This window comes from Pseudomonas sp. LY-1, from assembly GCF_053502595.1.
Window position 1 is genome coordinate 4358848 of sequence record NZ_CP094353.1, and the last position, 19890, is coordinate 4378737.

Consider the following 19890-nt stretch of genomic DNA (forward strand, 5'->3'; position numbering starts at 1 on the left):
GATGAGTCGTATAAGACTAAAGATGTAGTGCCTGAAAAAAAGCACTACAAAACATTTGACGATCCAAAAAAGCATGGGCATGATGGCCTCGCTCCCGCTAATCAGAGGCCCTGGCAAGGGCCTTCGGATCGTCGCTCTAAGCTACCCAACTGAGCCGATTCGTGTCTGTACCGCCCACAAGGTGTGTTTGACGAGGTTGCGACTGGAACGAAGTTGTCCCGAGGGACGGAAGCTAACCAGGTAACCCGGCTACACACTGATGAATCGCCCCAAGGCCCACGACGCCCGAAGACCGTTCGCAGTTTGCCCCTACCTGCCCCACTCCCCCCTCGTCATTCGTTCATCCCGTCGCTTCCCCGCCAGACTTGACTTGAACACCTGTGCTTCTGGTCAGCGAGCAGCCAAGCCCACGCACTGTATACGTGGCTGGCAAACGGAATTTTCCACCCAGACCTATGCGACGAGGTTTATCTCCATGGCACTGACACGCGAACAGCAAATTGCAGCCCTTGAAAAAGACTGGGCTGAAAACCCACGCTGGAAAGGCGTGACCCGCGCTTATTCCGCTGCTGACGTCGTCCGCCTGCGTGGCTCGGTTCAACCTGAGCACACTTTTGCAAAACTCGGCGCCGAGAAGCTGTGGAACCTGGTCACCCAGGGCGCCAAGCCATCCTTCCGTCCCGACAAAGATTTCGTCAACTGCATGGGCGCCCTGACCGGTGGCCAGGCAGTCCAACAGGTAAAAGCCGGTATCCAGGCGATCTACCTGTCCGGCTGGCAAGTGGCAGCGGACAACAACTCCGCTGAATCCATGTACCCCGACCAATCGCTGTACCCGGTGGACTCCGTACCGACCGTGGTCAAGCGCATCAACAACTCGTTCCGTCGCGCCGACCAGATCCAGTGGAAAGCCGGTAAAGGGCCTGGCGACGAAGGCTACATCGACTACTTCGCGCCGATCGTGGCTGACGCCGAAGCCGGTTTCGGCGGCGTGTTGAACGCCTACGAGCTGATGAAGAGCATGATCGAAGCAGGCGCCGCCGGCGTTCACTTCGAAGACCAACTGGCCTCGGTGAAGAAATGCGGCCACATGGGCGGCAAGGTACTGGTACCGACCCAGGAAGCTGTACAGAAGCTGACCGCTGCCCGTCTGGCGGCTGACGTTGCCGGCACACCGACCATCATCCTGGCCCGTACCGACGCCAACGCTGCCGACTTGCTGACTTCGGACTGCGACCCGTATGACCAACCGTTCGTCACTGGCGAACGTACCCAGGAAGGCTTCTACAAAGTGCGCGCCGGTCTCGACCAGGCCATCGCTCGCGGCCTGGCCTATGCGCCTTACGCCGACCTGATCTGGTGCGAAACCGCCAAGCCGGACCTGGCAGAAGCCCGTCGTTTCGCCGAAGCGATCAAAAAGGAATACCCGGACCAACTGCTGTCCTACAACTGCTCGCCTTCCTTCAACTGGAAGAAAAACCTGGACGACGCGACCATCGCCAAGTTCCAGCGCGAACTGTCCGCCATGGGCTACAAGCACCAGTTCATCACCCTGGCCGGCATTCACAACATGTGGCACAGCATGTTCAACCTGGCGCACGACTACGCCCGCAACGACATGACCGCCTACGTGAAACTGCAGGAGCAGGAATTCGCTGACGCCGCCAAGGGTTACACCTTCGTGGCTCACCAGCAGGAAGTGGGCACCGGCTACTTCGACGACATGACCACCGTGATCCAGGGCGGCACCTCGTCCGTGACCGCGCTGACCGGTTCGACCGAAGAAGAACAGTTCCACTGAGTGACTGAGCAAACGGCCATTGCGGCCCCAGTAAACAGCTAACCGCAATGCCGCACGACCTGACGCCCCGACTGGTTCGGGGCGTTTTTTTGCCCGAAGAAAATCCCCACCTGACACCACAAAGCTCAAAAATGTGGGAGGGGGCTTGCCCCCGATTACGGTGTGCCAGTCAATACCTCTGCTGCTGATCCACCGCCATCGGGGGCAAGCCCCCTCCCACATCGAGGAATGGGCCAACCAGAAGAATTTGTGTGAAACATTGATCCAAAGCGGTATTTGGTTCAGATAAATCAGTTAAAAGATGCGCTCCGGCAACTAGCGGTAATCAAGCAAGTAACGACAACTTCCTGCACCACACCGCAACCACCCGCTTAACGCCCACCCAAATAACATTCATTATCATTTGGACCATGAAAGCGTCGTTACAGGTTAAACAAAACATATTTGATAAAAAGCCCGCTAATGCCCGTAACTCAAGGGCTGCAGCCCTACGGAGGCGTACTATGTGCTTATTCCACCGAATAATTTCGCTATATGAATTTTACTTGCCCGGTGTTTAGCCATAAAATCACCGCGATTGATTGCGCTGCGACATATCGTCACTGCATTGTTACTTTTTCGAGCTCAGAGACCTTTGCTCTCTGCTAAGGATTACCAGCATGACCGAAGCGACAGGACTCATGGCCCACAATTGGGGCTTTGCCATTTTCCTCCTCGGTGTTGTCGGCCTCTGTGCCTTCATGCTCGGCGTCTCCAGCCTACTCGGGTCAAAAGCCTGGGGCCGCAGCAAAAACGAACCGTTCGAGTCCGGCATGCTGCCCACAGGTGGCGCCCGCTTGCGGCTCTCAGCCAAATTCTATCTGGTCGCGATGCTCTTCGTGATCTTCGATATCGAAGCCCTCTTTCTCTTTGCCTGGTCTGTGTCTGTCCGCGAAAGCGGCTGGACCGGATTCGTCGAAGCCCTCGTTTTCATAGCAATTCTGTTGGCAGGCCTTGTCTACCTATTTCGAGTGGGCGCCCTTGATTGGGCTCCGGAAGCTCGTCGCAAGCGGCAAGCGAAGCTGAAACAATGAGGCTTTGGCGATGCAATACAATCTCACCAGGATCGACCCGGATGCTCCTAACGAGCAGTACCCCATCGGCGAACGGGAAACCGTTTCCGATCCGTTAGAAGACCAAGTCCACAAAAACATCTACATGGGCAAGCTGGAAGACGTGCTGAGCGGCGCGGTCAACTGGGGGCGTAAAAACTCCCTGTGGCCGTACAACTTCGGTCTGTCCTGCTGCTACGTGGAAATGACCACCGCCTTCACGGCGCCCCACGACATCGCGCGCTTCGGCGCCGAAGTGATCCGGGCCTCGCCGCGTCAGGCGGATTTCATGGTTATCGCCGGTACCTGCTTTATCAAGATGGCGCCGATCATTCAGCGTCTCTACGAGCAAATGCTCGAGCCGAAGTGGGTTATCTCCATGGGTTCGTGCGCCAACTCCGGTGGCATGTACGACATCTACTCCGTTGTTCAGGGGGTGGACAAGTTCCTGCCCGTGGACGTCTACGTGCCTGGCTGCCCGCCCCGCCCCGAAGCATTTCTGCAAGGCTTGATGCTGTTGCAGGAATCGATTGGCAAGGAGCGTCGCCCACTTTCCTGGGTTGTCGGAGATCAAGGCGTTTACCGCGCCGAGATGCCGTCACAAAAGGAACAGCGCCGCGAACAGCGTATTCAGGTCACCAACCTGCGCAGCCCCGACGAAGTCTGATCCAGAGCCGCTTCTTTTATAGAACGAAAACCTGGCTTCATTCTTTACGTTGACCGAAAGCGATAAAAAACCATGACTACAGGCAGTGCTCTGTACATCCCGCCTTATAAGGCAGACGACCAGGATGTGGTCGTCGAACTCAATAACCGTTTTGGCCCTGACGCCTTCACCGCCCAGGCCACACGTACCGGCATGCCGGTGCTGTGGGTGGCGCGCGCCAAGCTCGTCGAAGTCCTGACTTTCCTGCGCAACCTGCCCAAGCCGTACGTCATGCTCTATGACCTGCATGGCGTGGACGAGCGTCTGCGCACCAAGCGCCAGGGGCTGCCGAGCGGCGTCGACTTCACCGTGTTCTATCACCTGCTGTCGATCGAACGTAACAGCGACGTAATGATCAAGGTCGCCCTCTCCGAAAGCGACCTGAGCGTACCTACCGTCACCGGCATCTGGCCCAACGCCAGCTGGTACGAGCGTGAAGTCTGGGACATGTTCGGTATCGACTTCCCGGGCCACCCGCACCTGTCGCGCATCATGATGCCGCCGACCTGGGAAGGTCACCCGCTGCGCAAGGACTACCCTGCCCGCGCCACCGAATTCGACCCGTTCAGCCTGACCCTGGCCAAACAGCAACTGGAAGAAGAAGCCGCACGCTTCCGTCCGGAAGACTGGGGCATGAAGCGTTCCGGCACCAACGAGGACTACATGTTCCTCAACCTGGGCCCGAACCACCCTTCGGCGCACGGTGCCTTCCGTATCATCCTGCAGCTGGACGGCGAAGAAATCGTCGACTGCGTGCCGGACATCGGCTACCACCACCGTGGTGCCGAGAAGATGGCCGAGCGCCAGTCCTGGCACAGCTTCATCCCGTACACCGACCGTATCGACTACCTCGGCGGCGTGATGAACAACCTGCCTTACGTGCTCTCGGTCGAGAAGCTGGCCGGCATCAAGGTGCCCGACCGCGTCGACACCATCCGCGTCATGATGGCCGAGTTCTTCCGGATCACCAGCCACCTGCTGTTCCTGGGGACCTACATCCAGGACGTCGGCGCCATGACTCCGGTGTTCTTCACCTTCACCGACCGTCAGCGCGCCTACAAAGTCATCGAAGCCATCACCGGTTTCCGCCTGCACCCGGCCTGGTACCGCATCGGCGGTGTGGCCCACGACCTGCCGCGCGGCTGGGAAAAGCTGGTCAAGGAATTCGTCGACTGGCTGCCCAAGCGTCTCGACGAATACACCAAGGCCGCCCTGGACAACAGCATCCTCAAGGGTCGGACCATCGGCGTCGCCGCCTACAACACCAAAGAGGCCCTGGAATGGGGCGTCACCGGTGCCGGCCTGCGTTCCACCGGTTGCGATTTCGACCTGCGCAAGGCCCGTCCGTACTCCGGCTACGAGAACTTCGAATTCGAAGTACCGCTGGCTGCGAACGGCGATGCCTATGACCGCTGCATGGTCCGCGTCGAAGAGATGCGCCAGAGCATCAAGATCATCGACCAGTGCCTGCGCAACATGCCGGCCGGCCCGTACAAGGCGGATCACCCGCTGACCACGCCGCCGCCGAAAGAGCGCACGCTGCAGCACATCGAAACCCTGATCACGCACTTCCTGCAAGTTTCGTGGGGCCCGGTGATGCCGGCCAACGAATCCTTCCAGATGATCGAAGCGACCAAGGGTATCAACAGTTATTACCTGACGAGCGATGGCGGCACCATGAGCTACCGCACCCGGATTCGTACTCCAAGCTTCCCGCACTTGCAGCAGATCCCTTCGGTGATCAAAGGCGAGATGGTCGCGGACTTGATTGCGTACCTGGGTAGTATCGATTTCGTTATGGCCGACGTGGACCGCTAAGCATGAATAACACGCTTATCCAGACAGACCGTTTCACCTTGAGTGAAACCGAGCGCTCGGCCATCGAGCACGAGCTGCATCACTACGAAGACCCGCGCGCGGCGTCGATCGAAGCCTTGAAGATCGTCCAGAAGGAACGTGGCTGGGTGCCGGACGGCGCTCTCTACGCCATCGGCGAGATCCTCGGCATCCCCGCCAGCGACGTTGAAGGCGTGGCCACGTTCTACAGCCAGATCTTCCGCCAGCCGGTGGGCCGCCACATCATTCGCGTATGCGACAGCATGGTCTGCTACATCGGTGGTCACGAGTCGGTGGTCAGCGAGATCCAGAACAAGCTTGGCATCGGCCTCGGCCAGACCACCCCGGACGGCCGCTTCACGCTGCTGCCGGTGTGCTGCCTGGGCAACTGCGACAAGGCGCCGGCGTTGATGATCGACGACGACACATTCGGTGACGTGCAGCCTGCTGGCGTGACCCAATTGCTCGAGGGCTACCCATGACCCTGACTTCCTTCGGCCCGGCCAACCGCATCAAGCGGTCGCCCGAGACTCACCCGCTGACCTGGCGCCTGCGTGACGATGCCGAGCCGGTATGGCTCGAGGAGTACCAGGCCAAGAACGGTTACGCCGCTGCGCGCAAAGCCTTCGCCGACATGGCCCAGGACGATATCGTCCAGACCGTGAAGGACGCCGGCCTCAAGGGCCGCGGCGGCGCAGGCTTCCCCACTGGCGTGAAGTGGGGCCTGATGCCCAAAGACGAATCCATCAACATCCGCTACCTGCTGTGCAACGCGGATGAAATGGAGCCGAACACCTGGAAAGACCGCATGCTGATGGAGCAACTGCCCCATCTGCTGATCGAAGGCATGCTGATCAGCGCCCGCGCGCTGAAAACCTACCGCGGCTACATCTTCCTGCGTGGCGAATACACCACCGCCGCCAAGCACCTCAACCGTGCCGTGCAAGAAGCCAAGGCTGCGGGCCTGCTGGGCAAGAACATCCTCGGTTCGGGTTTCGACTTCGAACTGTTCGTACACACCGGCGCCGGGCGTTATATCTGCGGTGAAGAAACCGCACTGATCAACTCCCTCGAAGGCCGCCGCGCCAACCCGCGCTCCAAGCCGCCCTTCCCTGCCGCCGTCGGCGTGTGGGGCAAGCCGACCTGCGTGAACAACGTCGAAACCCTGTGCAACGTGCCGGCGATCATTGCCGACGGCGTGGACTGGTACAAATCGTTGGCCCGCGAAGGCAGTGAAGACATGGGCACCAAGCTCATGGGCTTCTCCGGCAAGGTCAAGAACCCTGGCTTGTGGGAACTGCCGTTCGGCGTGACCGCGCGCGAACTGTTCGAGGACTACGCCGGCGGCATGCGCGACGGCTACACCCTCAAGGCCTGGCAGCCAGGCGGCGCCGGTACCGGCTTCCTGCTCCCCGAGCACCTCGACGCACAGATGTATGCCGGCGGCATCGGCAAGGTGGGCACCCGGATGGGTACTGGCCTGGCGATGGCGGTGGACAACACCGTGAACATGGTCTCGCTGCTGCGCAACATGGAGCAGTTCTTCGCCCGCGAATCCTGCGGTTTCTGCACCCCGTGCCGCGACGGTCTGCCGTGGAGCGTCAAGCTGCTGATGGCGCTGGAAAAAGGCGAAGGCCGCGAGGGTGACATCGAAACCCTGCTGGGGCTGGTCGGTTTCCTCGGCCCAGGCAAGACCTTCTGTGCTCACGCACCGGGCGCCGTGGAGCCATTGGGCAGCGCAATCAAATATTTCCGCTCGGAGTTCGAAGCCGGCATCGCGCCTACCAGCGCCGCCGTCCCGCCTCTGGCGAGGCCGATCGTAGTCGGCGCGTAACGCTTAAACAGGCGAAGGGTCCGTGCCCTTCGCCTCGTCATGTGCTGACGCCGTCAAGGCTGTGTTGATGCACATGAATAACAAGATTCCATTAGCCACGCCCGCTGACAACGGGCCAACGAAGATCTTTGAACCATGGCCACTATCCACGTAGACGGCAAAGCGCTCGAAGTCGACGGGGCAGACAACCTGTTACAGGCGTGTCTGTCACTAGGCCTCGACATCCCTTATTTCTGCTGGCACCCCGCTCTTGGTAGCGTCGGTGCCTGTCGCCAGTGTGCGGTCAAGCAGTACACCGACGAGAACGACACCCGTGGTCGCATCGTCATGTCCTGCATGACCCCAGCCACCGACAACACCTGGATCTCCATCGACGATGAAGAATCCAAGGCGTTCCGCGCCAGTGTCGTCGAATGGCTGATGACCAACCACCCTCACGACTGCCCGGTCTGTGAGGAAGGCGGCCACTGCCACCTGCAAGACATGACGGTGATGACCGGCCACAACGAGCGCCGCTATCGCTTCACCAAGCGCACCCACCAGAACCAGGAACTGGGCCCGTTCATTTCCCACGAAATGAACCGCTGCATCGCCTGCTACCGCTGCGTGCGCTTCTATAAAGACTACGCGGGCGGCACCGACCTCGGCGTCTTCGGCGCCCACGACAACGTGTACTTCGGTCGCGTTGAAGACGGCGTACTGGAAAGCGAATTCTCCGGCAACCTCACCGAGGTCTGCCCGACCGGTGTGTTCACCGACAAGACGCACTCCGAGCGCTACAACCGCAAGTGGGACATGCAGTTCGCCCCGAGCATCTGCCATGGCTGCTCCAGCGGTTGCAACATCTCCCCGGGCGAGCGCTACGGCGAACTGCGTCGCATCGAAAACCGCTTCAACGGTTCGGTCAACCAGTACTTCCTGTGCGACCGTGGCCGTTTCGGCTATGGCTACGTCAACCGCGAAGACCGCCCACGCCAGCCACTGCTGGCCGGCGGCGCGAAGCTGAACACCGACGAAGCCCTGGATAAAGCCGCCGACCTGCTGCGCGGTCGCAACATCGTCGGCATCGGTTCGCCGCGTGCCAGCCTCGAAAGCAACTACGCGTTGCGCGAACTGGTCGGCGCCGAGCACTTCTACTGCGGTATCGAAGCCGCTGAACTGGAGCGCATCCGCCTGGTCCTGCAAGTGCTGAACGACAGCCCGCTGCCAGTGCCGAACATGCGCGACATCGAAGACCACGATGCGATCTTCGTGCTCGGTGAAGACCTCACCCAGACCGCCGCACGTATGGCCCTGTCGCTGCGCCAGTCGGTCAAAGGCAAGGCCGAAGCCATGGCCGACGCCATGCGCGTACAGCCTTGGCTCGACGCCGCGGTGAAAAACATCGGCCAGCACGCGCTGAACCCGCTGTTTATCGCCAGCCTGGCCGAAACCAAGCTCGACGACATCGCCGAAGAATGCGTACACGCAGCGCCAGATGACCTGGCCCGCCTCGGTTTCGCCGTGGCCCACGCCCTTGACGCCAGTGCGCCGGCCGTCGAAGGCCTGGACGCTGAAGCCGTAGCACTTGCCCAACGCATCGCCGACGCCCTGCTGGCGGCCAAGCGCCCGCTGATCATCGCCGGCACCTCGCTGGGTTCCAAGGCGCTGATCGAAGCGGCAGCCAACATCGCCAAGGCCTTGAAGCTGCGCGAGAAGAACGGTTCCATCAGCCTGATCGTGCCGGAAGCCAACAGCCTCGGCCTGGCCATGCTCGGTGGCGAGTCCGTCGACAGCGCCCTGCAAGCCGTGATCGACGGCAAAGCCGACGCCCTGGTAGTGCTGGAAAACGACCTGTACACCCGCACGGATTCGGCCAAGGTCGACGCCGCGCTGAACGCTGCCAAAGTGCTGATCGTCGCCGACCACCAGAAGACCGCTACCAGCGAGCGTGCCGACCTGGTATTGCCGGCCGCGACCTTCGCCGAAGGCGACGGTACCCTGGTCAGCCAGGAAGGCCGCGCCCAGCGCTTCTTCCAGGTGTTCGATCCGAAGTACATGGACGCCAGCATCCTGGTTCACGAAGGCTGGCGCTGGCTGCATGCCCTGCGCTCGACTCTGCTCAATCAGCCGATCGACTGGACCCAACTCGACCACGTCACCGCAGCCGTCGCGGCGAGCGCCCCGCAACTGGCGCGTATCGTCGACGCTGCACCGTCCGCCGCGTTCCGCATCAAGGGCATGAAACTCGCCCGTGAGCCGCTGCGCTACTCCGGTCGTACCGCCATGCGGGCCGACATCAGCGTGCATGAACCGCGTACTCCGCAAGACAACGACACCGCGTTCGCCTTCTCCATGGAAGGTTACTCGGGTTCGGTCGAGCCGCGTCAGCAGGTGCCATTTGCCTGGTCGCCGGGCTGGAACTCGCCGCAGGCCTGGAACAAGTTCCAGGACGAAGTCGGTGGTCACATCCGCGCTGGCGACCCGGGCACGCGCCTGATCGAACCCCAGGGCGATGCGTTGAACTGGTTCGCCGCCGTACCGCGTCCGTTCAACCCGGCCCAGGGCACCTGGCAGGTTGTGCCGTTCTTCCACCTGTTCGGCAGCGACGAGACCTCGTCCAAAGCCGCACCGGTTCAAGAACGCATCCCGGCTGCCTACGTGTCCCTGGCCAAGTCCGAAGCCGACCGTCTCGGCGTCAACGATGGTGCCCTGCTCAGTCTGAACGTCGCGGGCAAGACCCTGCGTCTGCCGCTGCGCATCAACGACGAGTTGGGTGCCGGCCTGGTTGCACTGCCAAAAGGCATCGCCGGTATTCCACCGTCGATCTTTGGCCAAACCGTTGACGGTCTGCAGGAGGCAGCGCAATGACCTGGTTCACCCCTGAAGTCATCGATGTGATCATTGCGGTCGTCAAGGCCATCGTGATCCTGTTGGCCGTGGTCGTGGCGGGCGCCCTGCTCAGCTTCGTCGAACGTCGCCTGCTGGGCTGGTGGCAGGACCGTTACGGTCCGAACCGCGTTGGCCCGTTCGGCATGTTCCAGATCGCTGCCGACATGCTGAAAATGTTCTTCAAGGAAGACTGGACTCCGCCGTTTGCCGACAAGGTGATCTTCACCCTGGCGCCGGTCGTGGCCATGAGCGCCTTGCTGATCGCCTTCTCGATCATCCCGATCACCCCGACCTGGGGCGTGGCGGACCTGAACATCGGCTTGCTGTTCTTCTTCGCCATGGCCGGCTTGTCGGTCTACGCGGTGCTGTTCGCCGGCTGGGCCAGTAACAACAAGTTCGCCCTGCTGGGCAGCTTGCGGGCCTCGGCCCAGACCGTGTCCTACGAAGTGTTCATGGGCCTCGCGCTGATGGGCATCGTGGTGCAGGTCGGCTCGTTCAACATGCGCGACATCGTCGAGTACCAGGCGCAGAACCTGTGGTTCATCATTCCGCAGTTCTTTGGCTTCTGTACGTTCTTCATCGCCGGCGTCGCCGTGACTCACCGTCACCCGTTCGACCAACCGGAAGCGGAACAGGAACTGGCCGACGGTTACCACATTGAATATGCCGGCATGAAATGGGGCATGTTCTTCGTCGGTGAGTACATCGGCATCATCTTGATCTCGGCCCTGCTGGTCACGCTGTTCTTCGGCGGCTGGCACGGTCCGTTCGGCATCCTGCCGCAGCTGGCGATCTTCTGGTTCTTACTGAAGACCGCGTTCTTCATCATGCTGTTTATCCTGCTGCGCGCTTCCATTCCGCGTCCACGGTATGACCAGGTGATGGATTTCAGCTGGCGCTTCTGCCTGCCGCTGACCCTGATCAATTTGCTGGTGACGGCTGCCGTTGTGTTGTTGAACACGCCCGCGGGCGCGGTTCAGTGAGGATTTGACCCATGTTCAAATATATTGGCGACATCGTTAAGGGTACCGGTACCCAGTTGCGAAGCCTGGTGATGGTGTTCGGTCACGGCTTTCGCAAACGCGACACCCTGCAATACCCGGAAGAAGCGGTGTACCTGCCGCCGCGCTATCGCGGCCGCATCGTACTGACCCGCGACCCCGATGGCGAAGAGCGTTGCGTAGCCTGCAACCTGTGCGCCGTGGCGTGCCCGGTGGGTTGCATCTCCCTGCAGAAAGCTGAAACCGAAGACGGTCGCTGGTACCCGGACTTCTTCCGCATCAACTTCTCGCGCTGCATTTTTTGCGGCCTCTGCGAGGAAGCTTGCCCGACCACCGCGATCCAGCTCACACCGGATTTCGAGATGGCCGAGTTCAAACGTCAGGACCTGGTGTACGAGAAAGAAGATCTGCTGATCTCTGGTCCCGGTAAAAACCCTGATTACAACTTCTATCGTGTTGCAGGTATGGCCGTTGCCGGTAAGCCGAAAGGCGCCGCACAAAACGAAGCCGAGCCGATCAACGTGAAGAGCTTGCTGCCTTAAGGAAGAAAGATGGAATTCGCTTTCTATTTCGCATCGGGTATTGCAGTGGTATCCACGCTTCGCGTGGTCACCAACACCAACCCCGTGCACGCCCTGCTCTACCTGATCATTTCGCTGATCGCCGTGGCCATGACCTTTTTCAGCCTCGGCGCACCGTTCGCCGGTGTACTGGAAGTGATCGCCTACGCTGGCGCCATCATGGTGCTGTTCGTGTTTGTGGTGATGATGCTCAACCTCGGGCCGGCCTCGGTCGCCCAGGAACGCGTCTGGCTCAAGCCGGGCATCTGGCTCGGCCCGGTGGTCCTCGCCGCGCTGCTGCTGGCTGAACTGCTGTATGTCCTGTTCGCTCACCAGAGCGGCCAGGCCATCGGCCACACCACCGTTGGCGCGAAGGCCGTGGGCGTCAGCCTGTTCGGCCCGTATCTGCTGGTGGTCGAACTGGCTTCGATGCTGCTGCTCGCCGCAGTCATCACCGCCTTCCACTTGGGCCGTAACGAAGCCAAGGAGCAATGATGATGCCTGCTATCCCTTTGGAGCATGGTCTGGCGGTCGCCGGCATCCTGTTCTGCCTTGGCCTGGTCGGCCTGATGGTTCGCCGTAACATTTTGTTCGTGTTGATGAGCCTGGAAGTCATGATGAACGCTGCGGCACTGGCGTTCATCGTGGCAGGTAGCCGTTGGGGCCAGCCGGATGGACAAGTCATGTTCATCCTGGTGATCAGCCTGGCAGCCGCCGAGGCCAGTATTGGCCTGGCGATCCTGCTGCAACTGTATCGTCGCTTCCACACGCTTGATATCGACGCTGCCAGTGAGATGCGCGGATGAACATGATCTTTCTGACTTTCGTATTTCCCCTGATCGGTTTCCTGCTGCTGTCGTTCTCTCGCGGACGCTGGTCGGAAAACCTCTCGGCCCTGGTCGGCGTGGGCTCCATCGGCCTGTCGGCGATTGTCGCCGCCTACGTCATCTGGCAATTCAACGTCGCGCCACCGGAAGGCGGCCACTACACCCTGGTGTTGTGGCAGTGGATGTCGGTGGAGGGCTTCAAGCCCAACTTCGCCCTCTACGTCGACGGCCTGTCGATCACCATGCTCGGCGTGGTGGTAGGTGTAGGTTTCCTGATCCACCTGTTCGCGTCCTGGTACATGCGCGGTGAAGCCGGTTACTCGCGCTTCTTCGCGTACACCAACCTGTTTATCGCCAGCATGCTGTTCCTGGTGCTGGGCGATAACCTGTTGTTCCTGTACTTCGGCTGGGAAGGCGTGGGCCTGTGCTCGTACCTGTTGATCGGTTTCTACTACAGCAACCGCAACAACGGTAACGCGGCACTCAAAGCCTTTATCGTGACCCGGATCGGCGACGTGTTCATGGCCATCGGCCTGTTCATCCTGTTCCAACAGGTGGGCACGCTGAACATCCAGGAACTGCTGGTGCTGGCACCGCAGAAATTCCAGGTCGGCGACTTCTGGATCACCCTGGCGACCCTGATGCTGCTGGGCGGCGCTGTCGGTAAATCCGCGCAACTGCCGCTGCAAACCTGGCTCGCGGATGCGATGGCCGGCCCGACGCCTGTTTCGGCACTGATCCACGCCGCAACGATGGTGACCGCGGGTGTCTACCTGATCGCCCGTACCCACGGCCTGTTCACCCTGGCGCCGGACGTCCTGCACCTGGTGGGCGTGGTCGGCGGCGTGACCCTGGTACTGGCCGGCTTCGCCGCGCTGGTGCAGACCGACATCAAGCGTATCCTCGCCTACTCGACCATGAGCCAGATCGGCTACATGTTCCTGGCCCTGGGCGTCGGCGCCTGGGACGCGGCGATCTTCCACCTGATGACCCACGCGTTCTTCAAGGCCCTGCTGTTCCTCGCCTCCGGTGCGGTGATCGTCGCCTGCCACCACGAGCAGAACATCTTCAAGATGGGCGGCCTGTGGAAGAAACTGCCACTGGCCTACGCCAGCTTCATCGTCGGTGGTGCCGCACTCGCAGCCCTGCCATTGGTGACCGCCGGTTTCTACTCGAAAGACGAAATCCTCTGGGAAGCCTTTGCCAGCGGTAACCAGAACCTGCTCTACGCAGGCCTGGTGGGTGCGTTCATGACCTCGCTGTACACCTTCCGCCTGATCTTCATCACCTTCCACGGTGAAGCCAAGACCGAAGCACACGCAGGCCACGGCATCTCCCATTGGCTGCCACTGTCGGTGCTGATCATCCTGTCGACCTTCATCGGCGCCATGATCACCCCGCCACTGGCCGGCGTACTGCCGGAAAGCGTCGGCCATGCCGGCGGCGAAGCCCAGCACAGCCTGGAAATCGCCTCGGGCGCCATTGCCATCGCGGGTATCCTGCTGGCGGCCCTGCTGTTCCTCGGCAAGCGTCGCTTCGTCACTGCCGTCGCCAACAGTGGCATCGGCCGTTTCCTTTCGGCCTGGTGGTTCGCCGCCTGGGGCTTCGACTGGATCTACGACAAACTGTTCGTCAAGCCTTACCTTGCGATCAGCCACGTACTGCGCAAAGACCCGCTCGACCAGACCATCGGTTTGATCCCGCGTGCCGCCAAGGCTAGCCACACCGCCCTGAGCCGCAGCGAGACTGGCCAATTACGTTGGTATGCAGCTTCCATGGCGGCCGGTGCCGTTCTGGTGATCGGCGCCATCGTTGTGGTAGCGGTCTGACCATGTCTAAGTACATTGCGAACTTTGCGAACTTGCGAAAGGAAACGAGCCCGTCATGATTCTGCCCTGGCTAATCCTGATCCCCTTTATCGGCGGCCTGCTCTGCTGGATGGGTGAACGCTTCGGCGCCACCCTCCCCCGCTGGATTGCGTTGCTGACCATGTCCCTGGAACTCGCGCTCGGCCTCTGGCTGTGGGCCCATGGCGACTATTCATTTGCTCCGGCGCCTGGCGCCGATCCGACCTGGGCGCTTGAGTTCAAGCACGTCTGGATCCAGCGCTTCGGCATCAACGTACACCTGGCCCTCGACGGCCTGTCGTTGCTGATGATCCTGCTGACCGGCCTGCTGGGTGTCCTTTCGGTACTCTGCTCCTGGAAAGAGATCCAGCGTCACGTGGGCTTCTTCCACCTGAACCTGATGTGGATCCTGGGCGGCGTGGTCGGCGTGTTCCTCGCCCTCGACCTGTTCATGTTCTTCTTCTTCTGGGAAATGATGCTGGTGCCGATGTACTTCCTCATCGCGCTCTGGGGTCATAGTTCTTCGGACGGCAAGAAAACCCGGATCTACGCGGCGACCAAGTTCTTCATCTTCACCCAGGCTTCCGGCCTGATCATGTTGGTGGCGATCCTCGGTCTGGTCTTGGTCAACTTCAACAGCACGGGCGTGATTACCTTCAACTACGCCGATCTGTTGAAAACCAAGATGTCCCTGACCACCGAGTACATCCTGATGCTGGGCTTCTTCATCGCCTTCGCGGTGAAGCTGCCGGTGGTGCCGTTCCACTCCTGGCTGCCGGATGCCCACGCCCAGGCGCCGACCGCCGGTTCCGTGGACCTGGCCGGTATCCTGCTGAAGACGGCGGCCTACGGCCTGCTGCGTTTCGCCCTGCCGCTGTTCCCGAATGCCTCGGCCGAGTTCGCGCCGATCGCCATGACCCTGGGTCTGATCGGGATCTTCTACGGTGCGTTCCTGGCCTTCGCGCAAACCGACATCAAGCGTCTGGTTGCCTTCTCGTCCGTTTCCCACATGGGTTTCGTACTGATCGGTATCTACTCCGGCAGCCAGGTGGCGTTGCAAGGCGCCGTGATCCAGATGTTGGCGCACGGTGTTTCAGCCGCCGCACTGTTTATCCTCAGTGGTCAGTTGTACGAGCGTCTGCACACCCGTGACATGCGTGAGATGGGTGGCGTGTGGTCGCGCATCGCCTACCTGCCGGCGATCAGCCTGTTCTTTGCCGCCGCGTCCCTGGGCTTGCCGGGCACCGGCAACTTCATCGGCGAGTTCCTGATCCTGATGGGGACCTTCGTGCAGACACCGTGGATCAGCGCCATCGCTACTTCCGGCCTGGTATTCGGTTCGGTCTACTCGCTGATCATGATCCACCGCGCGTACTTCGGTCCGGCCAAGTCCGACACCGTCCTGCGCGGGATGGATGCTCGCGAACTGATCATGGTGCTCGGTATGGCGGTCCTGCTGATCTACATCGGCGTGTACCCACAACCGTTCCTGGACACTTCTGCCGCAACGATGCATGGCGTGCAGCAGTGGTTCGGCACCGCCTTCTCTCAACTCGCTTCGGCCCGGTAAGAGCGCTATGGAATTCACGATCCAACACTTTATCGCGCTTGCGCCGCTGCTGATCACCAGCCTCACCATTGTGGTGGTGATGCTGTCGATCGCCTGGCGTCGCAATCATGCGCAAACCTTCCTGCTGTCCTGTGCGGGTTTGAACCTGGCCTTGCTGTCGATCATCCCGGCACTCAAGGTCGCGCCCCTGGCGGTGACCCCGCTGATGATGATCGATGACTTCGCGCTGCTGTATATCGCGTTGATCCTCGTCGCCACCCTGGCCTGCGTCACCCTCGCCCACGCCTACCTCGGCGAAGGCGGCACCGGCTACCCGGGCAACCGCGAAGAGCTGTACCTGCTGATCCTGCTGGCTGCGGCCGGCGGCATCGTGCTGGTCAGCGCGCAGCACCTGGCTGGCTTGTTCATTGGCCTGGAACTGCTGTCGATCCCGACCTACGGCCTGGTGGCCTACGCCTTCTTCAACAAGCGTTCCCTGGAAGCCGGCATCAAGTACATGGTGCTGTCGGCCGCCGGTTCCGCGTTCCTGTTGTTCGGTATGGCCCTGCTCTACGCCGAAGCCGGCAGCCTGAGCTTCACCGGTATCGGCCACGCCCTGGCGGCCACCAGCATGCCTGCGCCGATCGCCCAACTGGGCCTGGCGATGATGCTGATCGGCCTGGCTTTCAAACTGTCGCTGGTGCCCTTCCACCTGTGGACACCGGACGTGTACGAAGGCGCTCCGGCGCCGGTGGCCGCGTTCCTGGCCACGGCGACGAAAGTTGCGGTGTTTGCGGTGGTGGTGCGTCTGTTCCAGATCTCCCCGGCGGCCAACACCGGCGTGTTGAGCGACGTACTGAGCGTGATCGCCGTTGCCTCGATCCTGTTCGGTAACCTGCTGGCGCTGACCCAGAACAACCTCAAGCGTCTGCTGGGTTACTCGTCCATCGCCCACTTCGGCTACCTGCTGATCGCCCTGGTGGCGAGCAAAGGCCTGGCCCTGGAAGCGATCGGCGTGTATCTGGTCACCTACGTGATCACCAGCCTCGGCGCCTTCGGTGTCATCACCCTGATGTCCTCGCCTTACAAAGGCCGTGACGCCGACGCCCTGTACGAATACCGCGGCCTGTTCTGGCGCCGTCCGTACCTGACCGCCGTGTTGACCCTGATGATGCTGTCCCTGGCCGGTATCCCGCTGACTGCAGGCTTTATCGGCAAGTTCTACATCATCGCGACCGGCGTTGAAGCGCATCAATGGTGGCTGGTTGCCTCGCTCATCCTGGGTAGCGCCATCGGCGTGTTCTACTACCTGCGCGTGATGGTCACCCTGTACCTGATCGAGCCAAACCTGCGTCGTGTGGATGCCGAGCTGCACTGGGAACAGAAAGCCGGTGGCGTGATGCTGCTGGCCATCGCCGTGCTCGCCTTCTTCCTCGGCGTGTACCCACAACCGTTGCTCACTTTGGTGCAGCACGCGGTACTGGGCGTTTGATCGCTTAGCGGTACGCAGTAAACAGAAACGGCACCTTCGGGTGCCGTTTTTGCGTTTATGGGCCAGAGAAGATGCGGCCTCAATGCGTCTAAAGATTGGCCGACACTAAACCATCGAGCGTTTCGCGAAGCCGCTGATGCACCGGTAAGCGAAGGCCAAAGGTGCCGCGCAGCACATCAAGCAATTCATCGGCACTGGCTATCGCGCGTTTTTCGCTGGGACCGTCCAGGGAGTGCATCGCGTAGTGGCCGTTGTTCAAGGTGTGACGCTTACCCGGCGCGAGCAGTGCCACTTTCAACTGACCGAGAAACGGCGAGTCCGCGTGGGTGGAGACGTACCAGTTGCCGATTTCATAGTCGATGTCTGCCTGCACCTGCAGGTCGAACACATACAAGCCACGCCACTCCCCGCCGACCTCGGCCCACAGGGTGTAGCTGCCGTGCTTAACGGTCAGCCGAAAGGGTTCGTGGGCGGTGGCCTGGATCGCTTCGCTGTCCAGGCGTAACGGGCTGCTCGGCACCATGCCGCCAAAGCCGACGTCGCAGATATAGCGCACACCGTCCACCGTCACCAGGCTCAGGCGATGGGTACGCGCGGTGTGTGCGTCCGGTGGCCCGCCCATCACGACCCGTCCGGTGATGCCGCGTGCGTCGAAGCCCAACTCCTGCAGCAGTTCCAGAAACAGTTGGTTCAGTTCATAGCAATACCCGCCGCGTCCATCGAGCAATACTTTTTGTTCGACGCTGGGCAGGTCGATCGGCACCGGCAAGCGCAGCAGGGTCGACAGGCTTTCAAAGGCGAACGTACACACATGCCGCAATTGCAGGTCCCGCAAGGTTTGCAGAGTCGGCGGTGGCGGCGCAGCGTAGCCCAGGCGTTGCAGGTACAGGTGGCTTTGGGTCAGGCGGGACATGACGCGATCCTTGGGCGCGTGGCGAAGGCCCCACTATGCCGCCCGGACCGGCAATTTGTCATTTCGAATGAACCTTTTTAAATGCTTTCCTATCCATCTATAACAAGACAGGGAGGCAACATGAGTAGCGCAAAAATCTACACCATTACCTATCAACTGCACGGTCAACCGAAGTCTTTCGTGGTGCGTGCCGAAGTGATGAATAACGCCGAGGCCTGGCACTGGGCGGCCGTTGATGCCGATATTGCGCATGTCAGCCGCATCGGTCGGGTCGGCCACGAACAGGTGAAAAAAACCACCCGGCCCTGGGCCGAGAAGTACGGCATCACCGACGTCAACTGGGTACCGCCCAAATAAACAAACGCCCCGTTCAACGACGGGGCTTTTTTTTCGACAGCATTTGGTTGCTCACGCTCTTTCGGGGCATTGCGTGTGCGATCCGGGCCGGGGCTGCTTGTAATCGATCATAGAGAACGCCCCACACGCCTTCGCTCAGCGTGTTTACCGCACACCCCATCGCCAAGCATGAGAAGATGCCGCCCTGCCCTATCCCCTACAAACGCCAAGGAGATTTTTCCCGGATGTTCGAACTCAAACCCTGCGACCCCATCACCTACCGCCAGCAGACCCGTCGCAGTACGTTGATCGTGGCCGTGTTGTTCGTGGCCCTGGCGATGCTGTTGTCGAGCCTGGCGGTGATGCTGTTTGGCGAAGCCGGCGGCGACAACTTTCGCTACAACGTGGGTGGGGTGTTTGCCGGAGTGTTGATCACCCTCGCCCTGGTGCGCGGCCCGTTCTGGACCCAGCCATGGCTGGCGCCGGCGGTGTATGGCTGGCAGCTCAAGCGCAACCTGATGCGCGTGACCAACGTGATGCACAAGGTCACCGACCGCGTGCAAGCCAATGACCCGACGGCGCTCAAGGTGCTGCGGTTCTATCACCTGGGGCTGACGCAGATGCATGAGCTGGATGCCAACTCCAGCGCCCAGGTGCAGTTGGTCGGCGAGATCGAGGCACATAGGGCGAAGATGCAAGCGTTGGGGCTCGATACCGAGCAAACCCGTTTCGACCCGTCCTGGCTGGACAGTTTCAAAGGCGCTTAAGCCAACACCCCGATACGCTGTGCATCCGGCCAGAACAGCGCCGCCTGCCCACACGGCAGGCCGGCGGCATCGAGCAACGTCCACACCACACCGGCATGGATCATGAACGGCTGCTGATGTGCATCCACCCGCCAGCCGCTGTAGCCATGGGCGATGCCGTTGGCGCTGACGTGCTCCAATAACACCTGGCGCGCGGCGCGGTCGAGTTCCGAGGCGCTGAAGCGTGACGGCATGCCGATGAAGGTCTCGCGCGGGTATTTGAAGCACGCCAAGGCGCACGCATTGGCGTAGTTAAACCGCGGGTCCGCCGCGCCATCGTGGGCCAGCAGGCTGTAGGGCGCATGGGCATGCAGCCAGGTCAGGCGTTGCTCTGCGTCCAGATGCTCGGGCGCCGGCAAGCCCTGGCCGGTCCAGTGTCGATAGGCGTCATCCAGCACGCGTACACAGTCTTCTTGTCGG

At 61.1% G+C, this 19890-nt stretch carries 18 protein-coding genes; 16 read left to right on the forward strand and 2 right to left on the reverse strand.

From position 1 onward, the window contains the following. The first annotated feature begins 475 nt into the window (after positions 1–475). From aceA to nuoN, 14 genes are all read left to right on the forward strand, one after another. Positions 476–1801, forward strand: coding sequence for an isocitrate lyase (aceA, locus tag MOQ67_RS19845; RefSeq protein ID WP_024076175.1), 1326 nt, complete (start codon positions 476–478; stop codon positions 1799–1801). Positions 1802–2460: 659 nt separating this feature from the next. Continuing rightward, positions 2461–2874: an NADH-quinone oxidoreductase subunit A gene (locus tag MOQ67_RS19850; protein ID WP_003219575.1), complete on the forward strand. Its 414-nt coding sequence runs from the start codon at positions 2461–2463 to the stop codon at positions 2872–2874. A 10-nt stretch (positions 2875–2884) separates the two neighbouring features. Further along, positions 2885–3559, forward strand: coding sequence for a NuoB/complex I 20 kDa subunit family protein (locus MOQ67_RS19855; RefSeq protein ID WP_003219572.1), 675 nt, complete (start codon positions 2885–2887; stop codon positions 3557–3559). Positions 3560–3631: 72 nt separating this feature from the next. Next, positions 3632–5416, forward strand: a complete 1785-nt coding sequence (gene nuoC / locus MOQ67_RS19860; protein ID WP_017848058.1) for an NADH-quinone oxidoreductase subunit C/D — start codon at positions 3632–3634, stop codon at positions 5414–5416. Between the two features lie 2 nt (positions 5417–5418). Beyond that, positions 5419–5916, forward strand: coding sequence for an NADH-quinone oxidoreductase subunit NuoE (nuoE, locus tag MOQ67_RS19865; RefSeq protein WP_017848059.1), 498 nt, complete (start codon positions 5419–5421; stop codon positions 5914–5916). Then, the gene (gene nuoF, locus MOQ67_RS19870; RefSeq protein WP_017848060.1) at positions 5913–7268 is read left to right on the forward strand and encodes an NADH-quinone oxidoreductase subunit NuoF; all 1356 of its coding nucleotides are present in this window, start codon (positions 5913–5915) and stop codon (positions 7266–7268) included. The genes nuoE and nuoF overlap by 4 nt, the downstream gene beginning before the upstream one ends. Positions 7269–7403: 135 nt before the next feature. Beyond that, the gene (nuoG, locus tag MOQ67_RS19875; RefSeq protein WP_017848061.1) at positions 7404–10118 is read left to right on the forward strand and encodes an NADH-quinone oxidoreductase subunit NuoG; all 2715 of its coding nucleotides are present in this window, start codon (positions 7404–7406) and stop codon (positions 10116–10118) included. Beyond that, a complete protein-coding gene (gene nuoH, locus MOQ67_RS19880; protein ID WP_017848062.1) occupies positions 10115–11122 on the forward strand; it encodes an NADH-quinone oxidoreductase subunit NuoH in 1008 nt (335 codons plus the stop codon). The genes nuoG and nuoH overlap by 4 nt, the downstream gene beginning before the upstream one ends. 11 nt (positions 11123–11133) lie before the next feature. Beyond that, positions 11134–11682, forward strand: a complete 549-nt coding sequence (gene nuoI / locus MOQ67_RS19885; protein WP_003174725.1) for an NADH-quinone oxidoreductase subunit NuoI — start codon at positions 11134–11136, stop codon at positions 11680–11682. A 9-nt stretch (positions 11683–11691) separates the two neighbouring features. Continuing rightward, positions 11692–12195 (forward strand): NADH-quinone oxidoreductase subunit J, encoded by a 504-nt coding sequence (gene nuoJ / locus MOQ67_RS19890; RefSeq protein ID WP_017848063.1) that lies wholly within the window; start codon positions 11692–11694, stop codon positions 12193–12195. A gap of 2 nt (positions 12196–12197) precedes the next feature. After that, the gene (gene nuoK, locus MOQ67_RS19895) at positions 12198–12506 is read left to right on the forward strand and encodes an NADH-quinone oxidoreductase subunit NuoK (RefSeq protein ID WP_026140165.1); all 309 of its coding nucleotides are present in this window, start codon (positions 12198–12200) and stop codon (positions 12504–12506) included. Continuing rightward, positions 12503–14356 carry an NADH-quinone oxidoreductase subunit L gene (gene nuoL / locus MOQ67_RS19900; protein ID WP_017848065.1) on the forward strand — a complete coding sequence of 618 codons (1854 nt, stop codon included), beginning with the start codon at positions 12503–12505 and terminating at the stop codon, positions 14354–14356. Before nuoK ends, nuoL begins: the two co-directional genes overlap by 4 nt. 55 nt (positions 14357–14411) lie before the next feature. Beyond that, positions 14412–15944: an NADH-quinone oxidoreductase subunit M gene (gene nuoM / locus MOQ67_RS19905; RefSeq protein WP_010566880.1), complete on the forward strand. Its 1533-nt coding sequence runs from the start codon at positions 14412–14414 to the stop codon at positions 15942–15944. A gap of 7 nt (positions 15945–15951) precedes the next feature. After that, positions 15952–17415: an NADH-quinone oxidoreductase subunit NuoN gene (gene nuoN, locus MOQ67_RS19910; RefSeq protein WP_017848066.1), complete on the forward strand. Its 1464-nt coding sequence runs from the start codon at positions 15952–15954 to the stop codon at positions 17413–17415. A gap of 88 nt (positions 17416–17503) precedes the next feature. Here the strand turns inward: nuoN and MOQ67_RS19915 are convergent, their stop codons facing one another. Continuing rightward, positions 17504–18328 (reverse strand): arylamine N-acetyltransferase family protein, encoded by an 825-nt coding sequence (locus tag MOQ67_RS19915; RefSeq protein ID WP_102617240.1) that lies wholly within the window; start codon positions 18326–18328, stop codon positions 17504–17506. Positions 18329–18448: 120 nt separating this feature from the next. On the opposite strand from MOQ67_RS19915, the gene MOQ67_RS19920 reads away from it, so the two are divergent. Next, the gene (locus MOQ67_RS19920) at positions 18449–18685 is read left to right on the forward strand and encodes a DUF6555 family protein (RefSeq protein ID WP_046382905.1); all 237 of its coding nucleotides are present in this window, start codon (positions 18449–18451) and stop codon (positions 18683–18685) included. Between the two features lie 224 nt (positions 18686–18909). Further along, complete coding sequence (locus tag MOQ67_RS19925) at positions 18910–19431, forward strand: DUF3087 domain-containing protein (protein WP_046382904.1); 522 nt, start codon at positions 18910–18912, stop codon at positions 19429–19431. Here the strand turns inward: MOQ67_RS19925 and MOQ67_RS19930 are convergent. After that, positions 19428–19868, reverse strand: a complete 441-nt coding sequence (locus MOQ67_RS19930) for an MEKHLA domain-containing protein (protein WP_017848070.1) — start codon at positions 19866–19868, stop codon at positions 19428–19430. The two genes, MOQ67_RS19925 and MOQ67_RS19930, sit on opposite strands and share 4 nt — an antisense overlap. Between the last annotated feature and the right edge of the window lie 22 nt (positions 19869–19890).